The sequence below is a fragment of the Pseudonocardia sulfidoxydans NBRC 16205 genome (genome assembly GCF_007989085.1).
Taxonomy (GTDB): Bacteria; Actinomycetota; Actinomycetes; order Mycobacteriales; family Pseudonocardiaceae; genus Pseudonocardia; species Pseudonocardia sulfidoxydans.
In genome coordinates this window covers 1-16,310 of record NZ_BJVJ01000027.1, presented here as the reverse complement: position 1 = coordinate 16,310, position 16,310 = coordinate 1, and the positions used below count along the sequence as shown (strand labels likewise).

Genomic DNA, 16,310 nt, shown 5'->3' with positions numbered 1-16,310 from the left:
TCAGACCCCCTTCCCGGCCGTGGCGGCCGCCCGCCGACGTTCGGCGCCCAGCTTGGCGACGCTGCCCAGACCCGACAGGGCGGGGCTGGAGAACACCTTCGAGTTCGACGCCAGCGCCACCAGTGGGTGCGTCACGAGGAACACGACGAGCAGGTCGAGGACCGTCGACATGCCGAGGGTGAACGCGAAGCCCTTCACCTGGCCGACCGCCAGTACGTAGAGCACCGCGGAGGCGAGGAAGCTGACGGCGTCGGCCGACAGGATCGTGCGCCGGGCGCGGACCCAGCCGCGCGGCACCGCCGCCCGGAAGGTTCTGCCCTCGCGCATCTCGTCCTTGAGCCGTTCGAAGAAGATGACGAACGAGTCGGCCGTGATGCCGATGGCGACGATGAACCCGGCGACCCCCGCGAGGTCGAGGGTCAGCCCGACCCATCGGCCGAGCAGTACCAGGACCGCGTAGACGACCAGTCCCGACAGGACCAGCGACAGGATCGTCAGCACGCCGAGGATCCGGTAGTAGAACAGGCAGTAGACGAACACCAGCGCGAGCCCGATGGCGCCCGCGATGAGACCGGCCTCCAGGGAGGCTGTGCCGAGCGTCGCCGAGATCGTCTCGGCCTGCGAGGCCTGGAACGACAGCGGCAGCGAGCCGTAGCGCAGGATGCCGGCGAGGTCCTGGGCCCGCTGCTGGTTGAAGTTGCCGCTCACCTCGGTGGTGCCGAAGATCGGCTGGTTGATCGTCGGCGCGGACACGACCTGACCGTCGAGGACGAACGCCGCCTGCTTGCCGACGTTCTGGCTCGTGTAGTCGCCCCAGGCCTGCGCGGCGGCCGACTTGAAGGTCAGGCTGACGACCCAGTCGACGCTGTTCTGGTTCTGCCCGGCCTGGGCGTTGTCGATGTCGGTGCCCTCGATCAGCGTGGTGTCGAGGATGTACTTCGCCTGGCCGTCCTCGCTGCACGCGACGAGCGGCAGGGCCGGGTCGTCGTAGCCCAGCAGCGGGTCCTGCACGGAGCAGTCGAGCGCGGCGAGCGCGGCCTGCAACGTCGCCGGGTCGGTGCTCTGCCGGGTCTGCTTGGCCTCGTCGACCGCCGTCTTCAGTGCCGGGTCGACGGGCTCGGACGCGGTGCCGCCGGGGGTCGCGGGGGCCGTCGGCGCGCCGGTGTCGGGCGTCGGCGGCGGCGTCTGCTGGGCCGGCAGCGGCGACGACCACGACACCGGCGCGACCGCGCCGTGTGACGTGTCGAGAGCGCCGAGCCCCTGGGGTTGGCCGGTGGCCGGGGTGCCGGAACCGGTGCCGGTCCCGTCCTGACCCGTGCCGTCCTGGCCCGTACCGCCCTGGCCCGTGTCACCGGGTGTGGTGGGCACCCCACCCGCCGCCGGTCCGGCAGCCGCGGACTGCAGCACGGGCCGGATCCGCAGCTGGGCGGTCTGCCCGAGGGACTTCGCCTCGTCGCCACCGTCGCCGGGGACGGTGATGTTGATGTTCGTCCCGTCGAGGACGACCTCGGCGCCGCTCACGCCGAGCCCGTTCACCCGCCGTTCGATGATCTCCTGGGCCTGCACCAGCTGGTCGCGAGGTGGGTCCCCACCCGTCGTCGTCCGTGCGGTGAGCGTCACCTGGGTGCCGCCCTGCAGGTCGATCCCCAGCTTGGGGGTTGCCTTCCTGTCGCCGGTGAAGAACACCAGTGCGTACAGGACGACGACGATCCCGACGAACGACGCCAGGTACCGCCAGGGGCGGATACGCCCCGGGGTGGTTGCCACGTACAGGTCTCCAGAGGTAGCCGGGCACCCGACGTCCGGGGCCCGGACGGGCGGCCCTGTGCACCGATCACGTGGACCGGCGCGGCCGCCCTCGGGTCGTCAGTTGCGCGAGCCCGGCGTGCCGCCCGTCTGGGCGTCGTCGTCGGTGGAGCCGGCCGTGCCGTTGGTGCTGGTACCGGCGGTGCCGTTGGAGGCGGCGCCACCGGTGGGCGTGGCGTCGGTGTTCTTCTCCAGCGACGGGGTCGTCGGCTCGGCCGGGGCGGACGTGATGACGTCGTCCCCGGTCAGCGACGACGCGTCGTCGGGGGTGGTGTCGACCTTGTCGCGGACCGCGGCACGCAGCCACGTCGTGACGACACCGTCGGCGATCTCGAGGTCGAGCGTGTCCTCGTAGGAGGCGTCGACGACCGTGCCGCGCAGCCCGGACGTCGTGGTGACGACGTCGCCGACCTCGAGGGCGGCCTGGAGGCGCTGGGTCTCCTGCATCTGCCGGCGCTGCTTGCGCCCGGACAGGAAGATCGGGATGAACAGCAGGAGGATGAGCAGGGGAAAGAGCAGCGTTTCCATGATCTTCTGAGATCTCCGTATCTTCGCAGGTCGGCCCGAGTCTGCCAGCACCGCGGATCGCACGACGCCGGGGTCTCGACCGCCTCGACTAGAACAACGCCTGGGACGCCTGACCGGTGACGTCCGGCGGAGGTACCAGCCCCAGATGGGCCCATGCCGCGGCGGTCGCGACCCGGCCCCTCGGCGTGCGGGCCAGCATGCCTGCGCGCACAAGATACGGCTCGCAGACCTCCTCGACGGTACCGGGTTCCTCGCCGACCGCCACAGCCAACGTGGAGACGCCCACCGGGCCCCCGCCGAACGACCTGACCAGGGCGGACAGCACGGCACGGTCGAGCCGGTCGAGGCCGAGCGCGTCGACGTCGTAGACCGCGAGCGCCTCACGGGCCACCTCGAGGGTCACCGCACCGTCGGCACGCACCTCGGCGTAGTCGCGGACCCGGCGCAGCAGCCGGTTCGCGATGCGGGGCGTGCCCCGCGACCGCCGGGCGATCTCGACGGCGCCGTCCGGGCGCAGGTCGACCCCCAGGATGACGGCCGCGCGCCGCAGCACGAGCTCCAGCTCGGTCGGGTCGTAGAACTCCATGTGGCCGGTGAAGCCGAACCGGTCGCGCAGCGGCCCGGTCAGTGCGCCGGACCGCGTCGTGGCCCCGACCAGCGTGAACGGGGCGATGTCGAGCGGGATCGAGGTCGCCCCGGGCCCCTTGCCGACGACGACGTCGACCCGGAAGTCCTCCATCGCGAGATAGAGCATCTCCTCGGCGGGCCGGGCGATGCGGTGGATCTCGTCGATGAACAGGACGTCGCCGGGCAGCAGGTTGGACAGCATCGCCGCGAGGTCGCCCGCGCGTTCCAGCGCCGGGCCGGACGTGAGCCGGATCGCCGCCCCCAGCTCCGCCGCGACGATCATCGACAGGCTGGTCTTGCCGAGCCCTGGAGGGCCGGACAGCAGGATGTGGTCGGGCGGCGCGCCGCGGCGCCGGGCCCCTTCCAGGACCAGCTCCAGCTGCTCACGCACCCGGGGCTGGCCGATGAACTCGTCGAGCCGCCGTGGCCGCAGCGAGCCCTCGACGTCGAGGTCCTCCTCGAGCACCTCCCCGGTGACGTCCCTGTCCGGCTCGTACTCCCCCGCGGCGCTCACCGGGTGCCCGCCCGGCTCACGTGCGGCCCAGCTGCGTCAGGGCCGAGCGCAGCAGCGTCGACGGGTCGGCGTCCGGCGTCCCGGCGAGCACGCCGTCGACGGCGGCCTCGGCGGGCTTCGCGGTGAAGCCCAGCCCGACCAGCGCCTCGACGACCTGGTCGCGGCGGGCGTTACCGGTGACGACAGGCGGTGCGTCGCCGTGGGCGACCGGGACGGGGGCGACGACCTTGTCGCGCAGCTCGACGACGAGCCGTTCCGCGCTCTTGCGCCCGACCCCCGGGATCCGGGTGAGGGTGGCCAGGTCACCCTCGGACAGGGCCCGGCGCAGCGTCTCGGGGTCGAGCACGGCGAGCGTGGCCAGGGCAAGCCGCGGCCCGACGCCGGTGACCGTCTGCAGCAGCACGAACAGCTCGCGCTCCTCGACATCGGCGAACCCGTAGAGGGTCATCGAGTCCTCGCGGACCACCAGCAGCGTCGCGAGCCGGGCCTCGTGGCCGCGCCGCAGCCCGGCGAGGGTCCCGGGCGTGGCGTGGACGGCATACCCGACGCCGTTGCCGGCCTCGACGACGGCGTGGTCGAGCCCGATCGATGCCACCTCACCGCGGATGCTGGCGATCATCGGGTCGCTCCCTTCGCCGCGGCGGCGAGCCGGGCCTTGTGCTTCCTGGCGAGTTCGGCGGACCGGGCCTGGGCCTCGGCCATCCGCGTCTGCATCGGGCCGCGCCAGCAGTGGCAGATGGCCAGCGCGAGGGCGTCGGCGGCGTCGGCGGGCTTCGGTGGGGCGTCGAGGCCGAGCAGCCGCGTCACCATCGTCGTGACCTGGGCCTTGTCGGCCCGGCCCGCCCCGGTGACGGCCGCCTTGACCTCGCTGGGGGTGTGGAACGCGACCGGCAGGCCCGCCCGCGCCGCCGTGAGCGCGACGACGCCGCTGGCCTGCGCGGTGCCCATCACGGTCCGGACGTTGTTCTGGCTGAACACCCGCTCGACGGCGACGACGTCCGGGGAGAACGCGGCGATCCAGCGGTCGGCCGCGTCGGCGACGGCCAGCAGGCGCTGGGCGAGCGGCTCGTCGGCGGAGGTGCGGACGACGTCGACGGCGACGAACGCGACCCCCCGGCCTCCCGTGGAGTCGACGACGCCGATACCGCAGCGCGTCAGCCCCGGGTCGACGCCGAGCACCCGCACCCGCATCCTCCTTCACGCACGAACAGCCGTTCGAGGCGGAAGGCTACCGGCCGGGCCTGCCGGGACCGTGCGGGGCACGCCGGGACGGCATCACCCGACCGGCGTCACGTGCCCGGGTCGGCCCGCTCGACGACGTCGTTGACGAACAGCACCCGACCCTCGGGGTCGACGACCTGGATGTAGCTGCCCGACGGCTCGTGCGTCGGCCCGTCGACCTCGATCCCGGCGGCGCGCAGCGCCTCGGCGGTGGCGAGCAGGTCGTGGCACGACAACGTCAGCGTGTAGAGCCGGTCCGGTTCGCGGTGGTAGGCCCGGGCCGGGGTGAGCACGATGCTCGTCTCCGCCCCCGGCAGCGCCACCTCGACCCAGCGGGCCCCCGGCCACAGCGCCCGGTCGACCGTCTTCGCGAACCCGAGCTTCTCGAAGAACCCGACCATGACGTCCTGGTTCTCGACGGCCAGCATCGCCCCGGCGATGCGCGCGATCAGGGGCGGTCCGACGTCCATGACGATCATCCTGACCGACCCGGCGCCGCGGCGCACCCACCCGGTGGGTGACCGGCGCGGGCACGCCCACCCCGCGGCGGCCGGCGGGGGGTGAGACGGCCCTCCCCGGGCGGCGGCCGAGGGGTGGGTGTGCCGGGTCACGAGGCGGCGAGGTCGCCGAACAGCCGGTTGGACAGGCACGCGTGCAGGTAGGGGACGCCCGCGGTGTACCCGGAGCCGGGCGCGTCGCCGAGCATCCGGACGGCCAGCCCGTGATGCGCGGCCTTCCAGCGCTGGTGGGCGCTCTCCAGCCTGCCGAGCACCCGGTCGAGGGCCCGCCGTTCGGTTGCGCCGAGAGCCGTGTCGGGCACCGCCTCGAGACGGGCGGCGGACAGCGTGTCCTCGCCGGCCTCGACCGCGGCCCGTACCCGTGGGACGTTCGCGAACGCCGCCGAGTTCAGGCGTGCGCTGCCGGGCCGGGCACAGGCGGCCTCGAACCGCTTGTACTGCTCGGACTGGATCGCGCTGGCACCCTCGGTGTGCTCGCGGAAGTCGAGGAACGCGTCGACCCGCAGGGTTGCGACCAGCCGGAACAGCATCGCCGCCCGGGCGAACACGCGCTCGGCGCGCTCGAGGTGGGCGACGGCCTCGTCGGCCCGGCCCGCCCGCAGCGCGGCGGTGGCGGCCACCATCTCGTCGGCCAACGTGGTGAAGACCATCTCGTGGGCCTGCAGCGCACGGATGAAGAAGTACTCGTCGTGGCGGGCCGACACCCGCTGCACCGACAGGGCGAACCACGTCGCGAGCTCGTCGGTGGGCAGCGCGGGCAGTGGGACGGCGTCGACCTCGTCGTCGGCGGTGACCGGGGGGTCGTGGGAGGCGGCGACGAACCGCAGCGCGTGCCGGATCCGCTTGCGCCGCGTCGCCGGGTCGGGCAGGTCGGGGCCGGCCGCACGTCGCTCGAAGCGGACGACGTCGGCCAGCAGCAGCGCGGCGAACCGGTCGGGGCCGAGCCCGGCCGCGGCCTGCACCCGTTCGAGCAGCGGAAGGGCCAGGTAGGTGCGGTTGTGGAACCGGCCCTCGTGGCGGGCGAGGACGCAGCCGAGGTAGGCGTCGAGGAACGGATGTCCGGCGCCGTGGCGGCGGCGCAGCTCACCGAGCCGGACCAGCATCGCGACGGGTAACGCATGGCTACCGGACCGCCGCGCCCGGGCGGCGACCGCGGCCGCGATCGCCGGGGCGTCTAGCGCGGCACCGCGCGGGATCAGCGGGATCATCGGCACCCCGCCGTGCGGGGCCGGTGCGGGGTCTCCGCTCGTGGTGGGTTCCATGCCGGTCCACGGTCGCCGAGCGAGCCCGGCGCCGCGATCGGGTGCACCCCCGGACCGCCCGTGCCCGCCCCAGGGGGAACACCCCCGGGGCCGTGGCCCCGGCCGGTTGCTGCTCAGTGCGCCGCGGTGTCCCAGCTCGCGCCGTAGCCGACCGAGACCTCCAACGGCACCGACAGCTCGTGCGCCGCCGCCATCTCGCGGCAGACCAGCGCGTCGACCGCGTCCCGCTCGCCGTCGGCCACCTCGAGCACCAGCTCGTCGTGGACCTGCAGCAGCATGCGGCTGCGCAGCCCCTCGGCCTGCAGTGCGGCGTGCACGCGCAGCATCGCGACCTTGATGATGTCGGCCGCGCTGCCCTGGATGGGGGCGTTGAGCGCCATCCGCTCGGCCATCTCGCGACGCTGCCGGTTGTCGCTGGTCAGGTCGGGCAGGTAGCGACGGCGCCCCAGCATGGTGGCGGTGTAGCCGTCCTTGCGGGCGACGTCGACGATGCTGCGCAGGTAGTCGCGCACGCCGCCGAAGGTCTCGAAGTAGTCGTCCATGAGCCCGCGCGCCTCCTCAGTGGAGATGCGCAGCTGGCCCGAGAGCCCGAACGCCGACAGCCCGTAGGCCAGGCCGTAGTTCATCGCCTTGATCTTGGCGCGCTGCTCCGGGGTGACCGCGGAGGCCTCGACCCCGAACACCTTCGACGCGGTCTCGGAGTGGAAGTCGCGCTTGGAGTTGAACGCCTCGATGAGCGCCTCGTCCTCCGACAGGTGCGCCATGATCCGCATCTCGATCTGGCTGTAGTCGGCCGTCATCAGCTGGGCGTAGCCGTCGCCGACGACGAACGTCTCCCGGATGCGGCGGCCCTCGGCGGTGCGGATCGGGACGTTCTGCAGGTTCGGGTCGGTCGAGGAGAGCCGGCCGGTGGCCGCGATGGTCTGCGAGTACGTGGTGTGGATGCGCCCGTCGGCCGCGATCGACTTCAGCAGCCCGTCGACCGTGACCTTGAGCCGCGTGGCGTCGCGGTGCTGGAGCAGGTGCATCAGGAACGGGTGCTCGGTCTGCTCGAACAGGCTCTGCAGCGCGTCGGCGTCGGTGGTGTACCCGGTCTTGGTGCGCTTGGTCTTGGGCATGTTCAGCTCGTCGAACAGCACGACCTGCAGCTGCTTGGGCGAGCCGAGGTTGATCTCCTTGCCGATCACCGCGTAGGCGTCCTGCGCGGCCTGCTGCACCCGGCCGGCGAACTCGGCCTCCAGCGACTCCAGGTGCGCCCGGTCGACCGCGATGCCCGCGGCCTCCAGGTCGGCGAGCACGAACGCGAGCGGCTGCTCCAGCTCGAGCAGCAGGCCGTTCTGCTCTTTCTCGGCCAGCTCGGTGCCCAGCGCGTCGGCCAGTTCGGCGACGGCCGACGCGGCGACCATCTCGGCGTCGGCGTGCTCGCGGTCGGCCTCCTCCTCCCCGCCGAGCAGCGACAGCTGCCCGTCGGCCGGGGCGCCCTCCATGGCCAGCTCGCGGCGCAGGTAGCGCAACGCCAGGTCGGCCAGGTCGAACGAGCGCTGCCCCGGCCGGGCCAGGTAGGCGGCCAGCGCGGTGTCGCTGGTGAGACCGGCGAGGGTCCAGCCGCGGCCGCGCAGCGCGTGCAGCACGGCCTTCACGTCGTGCGAGGCCTTGGGCACCGACGGGTCGGCCAGCCACTGCCCCAGCGCCGCCTCGTCGTCGGGGGTGAGCCCTCGGACGTCGAGGTAGCCCGCGACCGGAACACCGGCCTGCGCGCCCTCTGCCCGGGCCTCGACCGTCGGCTCGCCGGTGGCGAGCGCGATGCCGGTGAAGTCGCGCTCGGTGATCCCGCCACCGACCCCGGAGAACGCCACGCCGACACGGCGGCCGTCGCGGGCGAACTCGTCGAGCCACACCCGCACCGAACCGGGCGCGACGACCGTGCCCGCCACCTCGAAGCCGGACTCGGCCTCGGGCTCGGCGCTCTGCAGCGTGGAGAACAGCCGCTCCCGAAGGACACGGAACTCCAGCTCGTCGAAGAGCCGGTGCACCGCGTCCCGGTCCCAGGGCCGGACCTCGAGCTCGTCGGGGACGCCGTCGAGCGCGACGTCGCGCACCAGCTCGGTGAGCTGGCGGTTGAGCAGCACGTTGGCCAGGTTGGCGCGCAGCGCGTCGCCCGCCTTGCCCTTCACCTCGTCGACCCGGTCGGTCAGCTCGGCGAGCGACCCGAACTCGCGCACCCACTTGGCCGCGGTCTTCTCCCCGACCCCGGGGATGGACGGCAGGTTGTCGCTGGGGTCCCCGCGCAGCGCCGCGAAGTCGGGGTACTGGCCCGGGGTGAGCCCGTAGCGGGTGTCGACCTCCGCCGGGTCGATCCGGCCCAGGTCGGACACGCCGCGCTTGGGGTAGAGCACCGTCACGTTGTCGGTGACCAGCTGGAACGCGTCGCGGTCGCCGGTGGTGATGAGCACGTGGTAGCCGGCGGCCTCGGCCTGCGTGGTGAGGGTGGCGATGATGTCGTCGGCCTCGTAGCCCTCGACGGCGAACACCGGGATGTTGAGCGCGCCGAGGACCTCCTTGATGAGGTCGACCTGGCCCCGGAAGTCGTCCGGGGTGCTCGTCCGGTTCGCCTTGTAGTCGGCGTAGCGCTCCGAGCGGAACGTGCGGCGCGAGACGTCGAACGCCACGGCCAGGTGCGTCGGCTGCTCGTCGCGCAGCAGGTTGATCAGCATCGACGTGAAGCCGTAGACCGCGTTGGTGGTCTGCCCCGTGCCGGTGCGGAAGTTCTCCGCCGGCAGCGCGAAGAAGGCACGGTAGGCCAGCGAGTGCCCGTCGAGCAGGAGCAGCCGCTTGCCGCCCGCCGGGCCGGGCGCGGCGGCGGACGCCTTCGCGGGTGAGGCGGGCTTCTTCGCGGTGGTACCTGTGGCGGGGCTCATCGCGGGCGAGTCTAGGACCGGGCACCGACGATTCCTCCCGCGGCGTCCACCCGCCGGTCGGCGCGGCCTGCGGGATGCGTGCGGGGGGTGCCGTGCGCGCGAACCCCGTGCCAGGATCGGCGGCGGACGGTACCGAACGGACCGGGCCGCCCGGCGTGTCGTGCAGCGTTGCGGAGCAGGCGTGGAACCAACTGCTGCGCCCGCACGTTCATCGTGCGCGGACCGCCCCATCGATCCTGTTCGTCCCGATATGCTCGCCGACCGTGCGAGCGGGGCCGGTTCACCGGCCGGGTCCCAGACCCACGCCGGCACGAGCGACACCCGCGGCGAGAAGCACCACCGCCCGCGGGGCGACACCAGCCACACCAGCGACATCGCGACACCGACAGAGTTCAACTCGACAGATTCGGAGCACGACGTGAGCGTCAGCCTCACCAAGGGTGGAAACGTCAGCCTGACCAAGGAGGCGCCCGGCCTCTCCAACGTGGTCGTCGGCCTCGGCTGGGACGTGCGCACGACCACCGGCACCGAGTTCGACCTCGACGCCTCCGCCATCGTCCTGGGTGCCGACGGCAAGGTGCTCTCCGACAAGCACTTCATCTTCTTCAACAACCTCACCAGCCCGGACAACGCCGTCGAGCACACCGGCGACAACCTGACCGGTGAGGGCGAGGGCGACGACGAGCAGGTCAAGGTCAACCTCGGTGGTCTGGGCGCCGACGTCGACAAGGTCGTCTTCCCCGTCAGCATCTACGACGCCGACACCCGCTCGCAGAACTTCGGCCAGGTCCGCAACGCGTTCATCCGCGTCGTGAACGCCGCCGACCAGAAGGAGCTCGCCCGCTACGACCTCACCGAGGACGCCTCGACGGAGACCGCGATGGTCTTCGGCGAGCTGTACCGCGCCGGGTCGGACTGGAAGTTCCGCGCGGTCGGCCAGGGCTACGCGTCGGGCCTGGCGGGCATCGCCCGCGACTTCGGCGTCAACGTCTGACGTCCGTCGTGGCGATCGACTACACGAAGCGCCCCAAGGCCTCCGCCCCGGCTCCGGCCGCGGGCGGGGCTGCGGGGCCCTCCGAAGGCGGCGCCCCGGTGTCGCTGTCGAAGGTGACGCTGACCAAGTCCACGCCGTCGGTGTCGCTCACGAAGCGGGGCGCGACGGGTGGGCAGCTGCGGGTCAACCTGCAGTGGAGCACCGGCGCGCAGCCGGTCAAGCGGGGCCTGTTCAGCCGCGGCGGGTCCGGGGCCATCGACCTCGACCTGGCGTGCCTGTGGGAGTTCACCGACGGCAGCAAGGGCGTCGTCCAGGCACTCGGCAACGCGTTCTCCGCACCCGGGTACGGGCCGCCGATCATCCACCTCGACGGTGACGACCGCTCGGGCTCGGTGGCCGGCGGCGAGAACATGTTCATCGACCTGTCCCGCGTCGCGGAGATCCGACGGATCCTGGTGTTCACCTTCATTTACGAGGGTGTGCCCAACTGGGCCAGCGCCGATGGCATCGTCACGCTGTTCCCCGCCTCCGGACCCGAGATCGAGGTGCGTCTCGACGAGCCCGACCCGCAGGCCCGTACCTGCGTCATCGCCATGCTGGAGAACCGCGGCGGCGACCTCGTCGTCAACCGCGAGATGCGCTACATCCGTGGTGGGCAGTCCGACGTGGACCGCGCCTACGGGTGGGGCATGCAGTGGGCGCGCGGCAGCAAGTGACGACGTGCGCGGCGTGACACACGCCCCGCACGTCACGCCCGGCCGCGGGTCCCGGGGCCACACCGCGGTGGCGTCGTCGTCGTGAAGGACACCTCCGCGCGGGAGCCACCCCCGCGCGGAGCACCCATGAGGAAGACGAGGAAAGCCCGTGCGGCACTTCGGATCCCTGACCGCGGCCGACGCCGCGGCGTTGTTCGAGCACCTCCCGCAGGAATTCGGCCGTGACAGCGGCGGGGACCTGTTGTCGGTGGCGCTCGGCGCGACGCTCTACATGCCCGGCGACCGGCCCGCCCTGGCCGCCGACATCGCCAAGCAGGCGGCGGCCGGGGTCACCTCGGTCGTCGTCTGCCTGGAGGACGCGGTCGCCGACGACCGGGTCGCCGACGCGGAGACCAACATCGTCGCCGCCCTCGGCGAGCTGCACCGCGACGCCACCGCGCACGACCGCGACCCGGCGGCCCCCGGGCTGCCGCTGCTGTTCGTCCGGGTCCGCGAGCCCGGCCAGATCCCGATGCTGGTCGACCGGCTCGGCCCGGCCGTCGCCGTCCTCGACGGCGTCGTCCTGCCCAAGTTCACCGCCGCCACCGGCACCCCGTTCCTCACCGCGCTCGACGAGGCCGAGCGCCGCTGCGGGCGCCGGTTGTGGGCGATGCCGGTGATCGAGTCGGGCGCCGTCCTCTACGCGGAGTCGCGGGTCGACGAGCTGGCCCGGCTGCGGGCGCTGCTGCACCGCGACCGGCACCGCGTCCTCGCGGTCAGGCTGGGCGCCACCGACCTCTGCGCCCTCTACGGGCTGCGCCGCACCGCCGACTTCTCCATCTACGACGTCAAGGTCGTGGCCGACCTGATCGCCGACGTCGTCAACGTCCTGGGCCGCGCCGACGGCACCGGGTTCACCGTGACCGGTCCGGTGTGGGAGTACTACGGGCACGCCGAGCGCCTGTTCAAGCCGCAGCTGCGGCGCACCCCGTTCGAGGAGCACGACGAGTCGGAGCTGCGCGGCACCCTCGTCTCGCGCGCCATCGACGGCCTGATCCGCGAGGTGCAGCTCGACCGCGCCAACGGCCTGCAGGGCAAGACGTCGATCCACCCGAGCCACGTCGCGATCGTCAACGCACTGTCGGTGGTGACGTCGGAGGAGTACCACGACGCGCTCGACATCGCGGGCACCGACCGGCCGGGCGGGGTGATGGCCTCGGGCAGCGGCGTGCGGATGAACGAGGTCCGCCCGCACGCCGCCTGGGCACAGCGCACCCTGTTGCGCGCCAGGGTGTTCGGGGTGTCCGCGCCGGGGGTGTCGGTCGTCGACCTGCTCGCGTCGAGCCTGTCGCGGTGACCGGCACGTCTGTTCCGGTTTCCGGCGCGTCTGTTCCGGTGACCGCCGCGCACGACACCCGGTCCCCGTCCGTCGTCGAGGCGATGGGCGTCGTGCTCCACGACGCCGGCGGCCCCGGCGACGCCGATCCGCGCGTGCTGCTGGGCCTGGCCCTGCGCCGCAACCCCCGCCGCGCGCAGCTGCTCGTGTCACGGGTGCTGGGCAAGCACGTCCCCACCGACCCGCGGCTGGTCCGCGCGGCGGGGCTGCTGCTGGGCGCCCGGGTGGCCGACGTGCTCGACGGCTGCGCCCCCCGCCCGCTGCCCGTCGACGCGCTGCACACCGCGGTCGCAGGTGACCGGGACGCGGCGTCCGCCGTTCACGCCGAGGCCGTCGACGGCTCGGGGAGGGCCCACGACGTCGCCGTCCTCGGGTTCGCCGAGACCGCCACGGCGCTGGGGCACTGCGTCGCCGAGGCGCTGCGGGCCGACTACCTGCACTCGACGCGCCGGCCCGTCGCCGGCATCGCCACGGCGGGCGGGTTCACCGAGGAGCACTCGCACGCCACCGACCACCTGCTGCTACCCACCGACCCCGCGTTCCTGACCGCACCGCGCCCGTTGGTGCTGGTCGACGACGAGCTGTCGACGGGGCGCACCGCGTTCAACACCATCGCGGCCCTGCACGAGACGGCCCCCCGGCAGCGGTACGTGCTGGCCGCGCTCGTCGACTCCCGCCCGCCCGACAGCCGCCTGGTCGACGACGTCGCAGCGCTCGGGGCGCGGCTCGACGTCGTGTCGCTGGCCCGGGCCGGGGTCGCTCTCCCGGCCGACCTGGCCGAGCGGGCCGACGCGCTGCGTGCCGCCGTCGACGCGGGCCCGACGGGCCCTGGTCCGCGGTCCCCCGACGTGGTGCGGGTACGGCTCGCCGACCTGGGCTGGCCGCACCCCACCCCGGCCGGTGCGCGGCACGGCTTCGGACCTGCCGACCACGCGCGGCTGGCCGCCGCACTGCCCGCCGTGGCCGCGGCGCTCGCCGGGACCGCCGGTCTGCACCCGGGTGCGCGCACGCTCGTCCTCGGGACCGAGGAGCTGATGGCGGTGCCGCTGCGGCTCGCGCAGGAGCTGGCCGACGCGGGCCACGACGTCTCCTTCTCGACCACGACCCGCTCCCCCGCCGTCGTCACCGACGACCCCGGCTACGCGCTGACGTCGGGCATCACGTTCCCCGCGCACGACGACCCGGCCGACGGCCCCGGGCCCCGCTACGCCTACAACGTCGGCGGTCCGGGCGATCAGCGCTGGGACCACGTGCTCGTCGTGGTCGACCCACCCGCCGACACCCCGGCCCTCGACGCCGGGCTGCTGGCCGCGCTCGCGGGCCGCACGCACGCCCTCACCGTGGTGGTGACTCCGTGACGTTCCCGGATCCGTTGCGCGGCAACCCCTCCGACCTCGCTGGGGGGTTCGGCAGCTACGCGCCCGACGAGGTCGGGTGGCTGCTCACCGATCTGTCCGGCGTCGAGCTGGAGGCGCCGACGGAGGAGCGCGAGGAGGCCGTCCAGAGCGGCGGCGCGCACTACGCCGAGTCGCTGCCGCAGGAGTTCCAGCCCGACCCGGACTACCTGGCGCTCTACCGGCGGGCGCTCGACGGGTCGGCGCTGCGGCTGGCGCGGGCGGTCGCGACCGTCACCGGGCTGGTCCTCGACGAACGCGGGCACGACGTCACGCTGGTCTCGCTCGCGCGGGCGGGCACGCCGGTCGGGATCCTGCTGCGCCGCTGGGCCGCCCACGCCCACGGCCTCGACCTCCCGCACTACGCGGTGTCGATCGTCCGCGGCCGCGGCATCGACACCGTCGCGCTCGACTACCTCGCCGCGCACCACGATCCGTCGCGCGTGGTGTTCGTCGACGGCTGGACCGGCAAGGGCGCGATCTCGCGGGAGCTGACCACCGCCCTCGACGGTCACGCCGCCGCCACCGGGGTCCGGTTCGACCCCGACCTCGCGGTGCTGGCCGATCCGGGGCGCTGCGCGCGCACGTTCGGCACCCGCGACGACTGGCTCGTCGCGTCGGCCTGCCTGAACTCGACGGTGTCGGGCCTGGTGTCGCGGACCGTGCTCAACCCGGCGCTGCTGCGCCCCGGCGAGTACCACGGCGCGAAGTTCTACCGCGAGCTCGCCGGCGCCGACGTCTCCGCCGACTTCCTCGACACCGTCACCGCCGCGTTCGCGCAGGTCGGCGCGGTGTCGGCGCCGACGGAGCGGACCGTCGACCCGGACCGCACGGCCGAAGTGGCCCGCGTCGGCGCCCGCTACGGCGTCGACGACGTCAACCTCGTGAAGCCCGGGGTCGGTGAGACCACCCGCGTGCTGCTGCGCCGGGTGCCGTGGCGGGTCCTGGTGCGCGCCGGCGCGCCCGCCGACGACATCGCCCACGTCGTGCTGCTCGCCCGGCGACGCGGCGTCCCCGTCGAGGAGGTCCCGGGTCTGCCCTACAACTGCGTCGGGCTCATCCACCCCCGGTTCACCCGCGGCGCGACCGGGGCCGACGGCCTGGCGGTGGCCGGGTGAGCGGGCCCGATGTCCCGCGGGCCGTGGTGTGCCTCGACCTCGACCGCACCGTCATCTACTCCGCCGCCGCGCTGGCCCTCGACGTCCCTGACGAGCTGGCGCCGCGGCTGCTGTGCGTCGAGACCTACCGGGCGGCGCCGCTGTCGTTCATGACCGAACGGGCGGCGGCGACGTTCCTGCGGCTGCGCGACGCGGCGACCGTGGTGCCCACCACGACCCGCACCGTCGCCCAGCTCGCCCGGGTCCGGTTGCCGGGCCCGCCCGCGTCGTTCGCGGTGGCGGCCAACGGCGGGCACCTGCTCGTCGACGGTGTGCCCGACCCTGACTGGGCCGGGCTGGTCCGCGACCGGCTCGCGCAGGTCGCGCCGATCGGCGAGATCCGCGCCCACCTCGACACGGTCGCGGGCCCGTTCGTGCGGACGTTGCGCGACGCCGACGCGATGTTCGTCTACGCGGTGGTCGAGCGGGACGCGCTGCCGGCGGGCTGGGTCGACGACCTCGCCGCGTGGTGCGCGCCGCGGGGCTGGCGGGTGTCGTTGCAGGGCCGGAAGGTCTACGCCGTCCCTGTGCCGCTGACGAAGGCGGCGGCCGCGGCGGAGGTCCGGGCCCGCTGCGGCGGTGGGCCGCTGTTCGCGGCGGGCGACTCGCTGCTCGACACCGACCTGCTCGAGGCCGCCGACGTCGCGCTCCGCCCGGCCCACGGCGAGCTGGCCGACACCGGCTGGCGGCGCCCGCACCTGACCGTCACGGCGACGAGCGGGGTCGCCGCCGGCGAAGAGCTCCTGGAACTCCTTGCGGGCCAGGTGATTCGTACCGCTGTTTCCGTTTCTGGCAATCTGGGAGCGGACGCCTGAGCGTCCGCGACACCGAGGGAAGGAAGCCATACATGGCGCTGTGGGACCAGCTCAAGGAACGGGCGGCCGACATGTCCGCCAACGCGAAGACCCAGGTGGGCAAGTTCAAGAACAAGGACTTCGCGAACGCGAGCATGGCGATCTGCGCCCTCATCGCGGCGGCCGACGGGACGATCTCGCCCGAGGAGCGCACGAAGACGGCCAACTTCATCACGAGCAACGACGTGCTGTCGATCTTCCCGGCGAGCGAGCTGCTCGAGAAGTTCACCTTCTACTCCTCGAAGCTGGAGAAGGACTACGACTTCGGCAAGGTCGAGGCGATCCAGTCGATCGCGAAGCTCAAGAGCAAGCATGACGCGGCCCGCGCGGTCATCCAGGTCGGCATCATCATCGGTGGCGCCGACGGCAACTTCGACGACGACGAGAAGCAGGCCGTCCGCGAGGCCTGCAACGCCGTCGGCATCG

15 protein-coding genes are annotated in these 16,310 nt (G+C 73.5%); 7 read left to right on the top strand and 8 right to left on the bottom strand.

Going from position 1 to position 16,310, the window contains the following annotated elements; translation table 11 throughout:
- The 8 genes from secD to polA all read right to left on the bottom strand — a co-directional run bounded on the left by secD (position 1) and on the right by polA (position 9,394).
- Positions 1-1,767, bottom strand: coding sequence for a protein translocase subunit SecD (secD, locus tag PSU4_RS14755; protein ID WP_147108156.1), 1,767 nt, complete (start codon positions 1,765-1,767; stop codon positions 1-3).
- Between the two features lie 99 nt (positions 1,768-1,866).
- Positions 1,867-2,334, bottom strand: coding sequence for a preprotein translocase subunit YajC (gene yajC, locus PSU4_RS31285; protein ID WP_186816951.1), 468 nt, complete (start codon positions 2,332-2,334; stop codon positions 1,867-1,869).
- Between the two features lie 88 nt (positions 2,335-2,422).
- A complete protein-coding gene (gene ruvB, locus PSU4_RS14745; RefSeq protein ID WP_147108272.1) occupies positions 2,423-3,427 on the bottom strand; it encodes a Holliday junction branch migration DNA helicase RuvB in 1,005 nt (334 codons plus the stop codon).
- A 64-nt stretch (positions 3,428-3,491) separates the two neighbouring features.
- Positions 3,492-4,094 carry a Holliday junction branch migration protein RuvA gene (ruvA, locus tag PSU4_RS14740; RefSeq protein WP_147108153.1) on the bottom strand — a complete coding sequence of 201 codons (603 nt, stop codon included), beginning with the start codon at positions 4,092-4,094 and terminating at the stop codon, positions 3,492-3,494.
- Entirely contained in the window at positions 4,091-4,660 is a 570-nt protein-coding gene (ruvC, locus tag PSU4_RS14735; protein WP_147108144.1) for a crossover junction endodeoxyribonuclease RuvC, read from the bottom strand. The genes ruvA and ruvC overlap by 4 nt, the downstream gene beginning before the upstream one ends.
- Positions 4,661-4,764: 104 nt before the next feature.
- Entirely contained in the window at positions 4,765-5,166 is a 402-nt protein-coding gene (locus PSU4_RS14730; protein WP_147108141.1) for a VOC family protein, read from the bottom strand.
- Positions 5,167-5,303: 137 nt separating this feature from the next.
- Positions 5,304-6,476, bottom strand: coding sequence for a tryptophan 2,3-dioxygenase family protein (locus PSU4_RS14725; RefSeq protein WP_147108138.1), 1,173 nt, complete (start codon positions 6,474-6,476; stop codon positions 5,304-5,306).
- Positions 6,477-6,589: 113 nt separating this feature from the next.
- On the bottom strand, positions 6,590-9,394 hold the full coding sequence (gene polA / locus PSU4_RS14720; protein ID WP_186816950.1) for a DNA polymerase I: 2,805 nt from the start codon (positions 9,392-9,394) through the stop codon (positions 6,590-6,592).
- Positions 9,395-9,812: 418 nt separating this feature from the next.
- Between polA and PSU4_RS14715 the strand changes: the two genes are divergently transcribed.
- From PSU4_RS14715 to PSU4_RS14690, 7 genes are all read left to right on the top strand, one after another.
- Positions 9,813-10,388 (top strand): TerD family protein, encoded by a 576-nt coding sequence (locus PSU4_RS14715; protein ID WP_147108135.1) that lies wholly within the window; start codon positions 9,813-9,815, stop codon positions 10,386-10,388.
- A gap of 8 nt (positions 10,389-10,396) precedes the next feature.
- Entirely contained in the window at positions 10,397-11,104 is a 708-nt protein-coding gene (locus PSU4_RS14710; RefSeq protein WP_147108132.1) for a TerD family protein, read from the top strand.
- Positions 11,105-11,252: 148 nt separating this feature from the next.
- Positions 11,253-12,440 carry an HpcH/HpaI aldolase/citrate lyase family protein gene (locus tag PSU4_RS14705; RefSeq protein ID WP_147108129.1) on the top strand — a complete coding sequence of 396 codons (1,188 nt, stop codon included), beginning with the start codon at positions 11,253-11,255 and terminating at the stop codon, positions 12,438-12,440.
- A 38-nt stretch (positions 12,441-12,478) separates the two neighbouring features.
- Positions 12,479-13,837, top strand: coding sequence for a phosphoribosyltransferase family protein (locus PSU4_RS31850; protein WP_222596266.1), 1,359 nt, complete (start codon positions 12,479-12,481; stop codon positions 13,835-13,837).
- Complete coding sequence (locus PSU4_RS31845) at positions 13,834-14,991, top strand: cysteine protease StiP family protein (RefSeq protein WP_222596265.1); 1,158 nt, start codon at positions 13,834-13,836, stop codon at positions 14,989-14,991. The genes PSU4_RS31850 and PSU4_RS31845 overlap by 4 nt, the downstream gene beginning before the upstream one ends.
- Positions 14,988-15,845 carry an HAD family hydrolase gene (locus tag PSU4_RS14695; RefSeq protein ID WP_147108126.1) on the top strand — a complete coding sequence of 286 codons (858 nt, stop codon included), beginning with the start codon at positions 14,988-14,990 and terminating at the stop codon, positions 15,843-15,845. The genes PSU4_RS31845 and PSU4_RS14695 overlap by 4 nt, the downstream gene beginning before the upstream one ends.
- Before the next feature lie 32 nt (positions 15,846-15,877).
- On the top strand, positions 15,878-16,310 hold a 433-nt coding region (locus PSU4_RS14690; RefSeq protein ID WP_147108123.1), incomplete at its 3' end, for a tellurite resistance TerB family protein.

Bases quoted from the DNA above. Each gene is read 5' to 3' on its own strand.
- yajC (WP_186816951.1), bottom strand. From the start codon at position 2,334: ATGGAAACGCTGCTCTTTCCCCTGCTCATCCTCCTGCTGTTCATCCCG.
- ruvA (WP_147108153.1), bottom strand. From the start codon at position 4,094: ATGATCGCCAGCATCCGCGGTGAGGTGGCATCGATCGGGCTCGACCAC.
- PSU4_RS14730 (WP_147108141.1), bottom strand. From the start codon at position 5,166: ATGGACGTCGGACCGCCCCTGATCGCGCGCATCGCCGGGGCGATGCTG.
- PSU4_RS14725 (WP_147108138.1), bottom strand. From the start codon at position 6,476: ATGGAACCCACCACGAGCGGAGACCCCGCACCGGCCCCGCACGGCGGG.
- polA (WP_186816950.1), bottom strand. From the start codon at position 9,394: ATGAGCCCCGCCACAGGTACCACCGCGAAGAAGCCCGCCTCACCCGCG.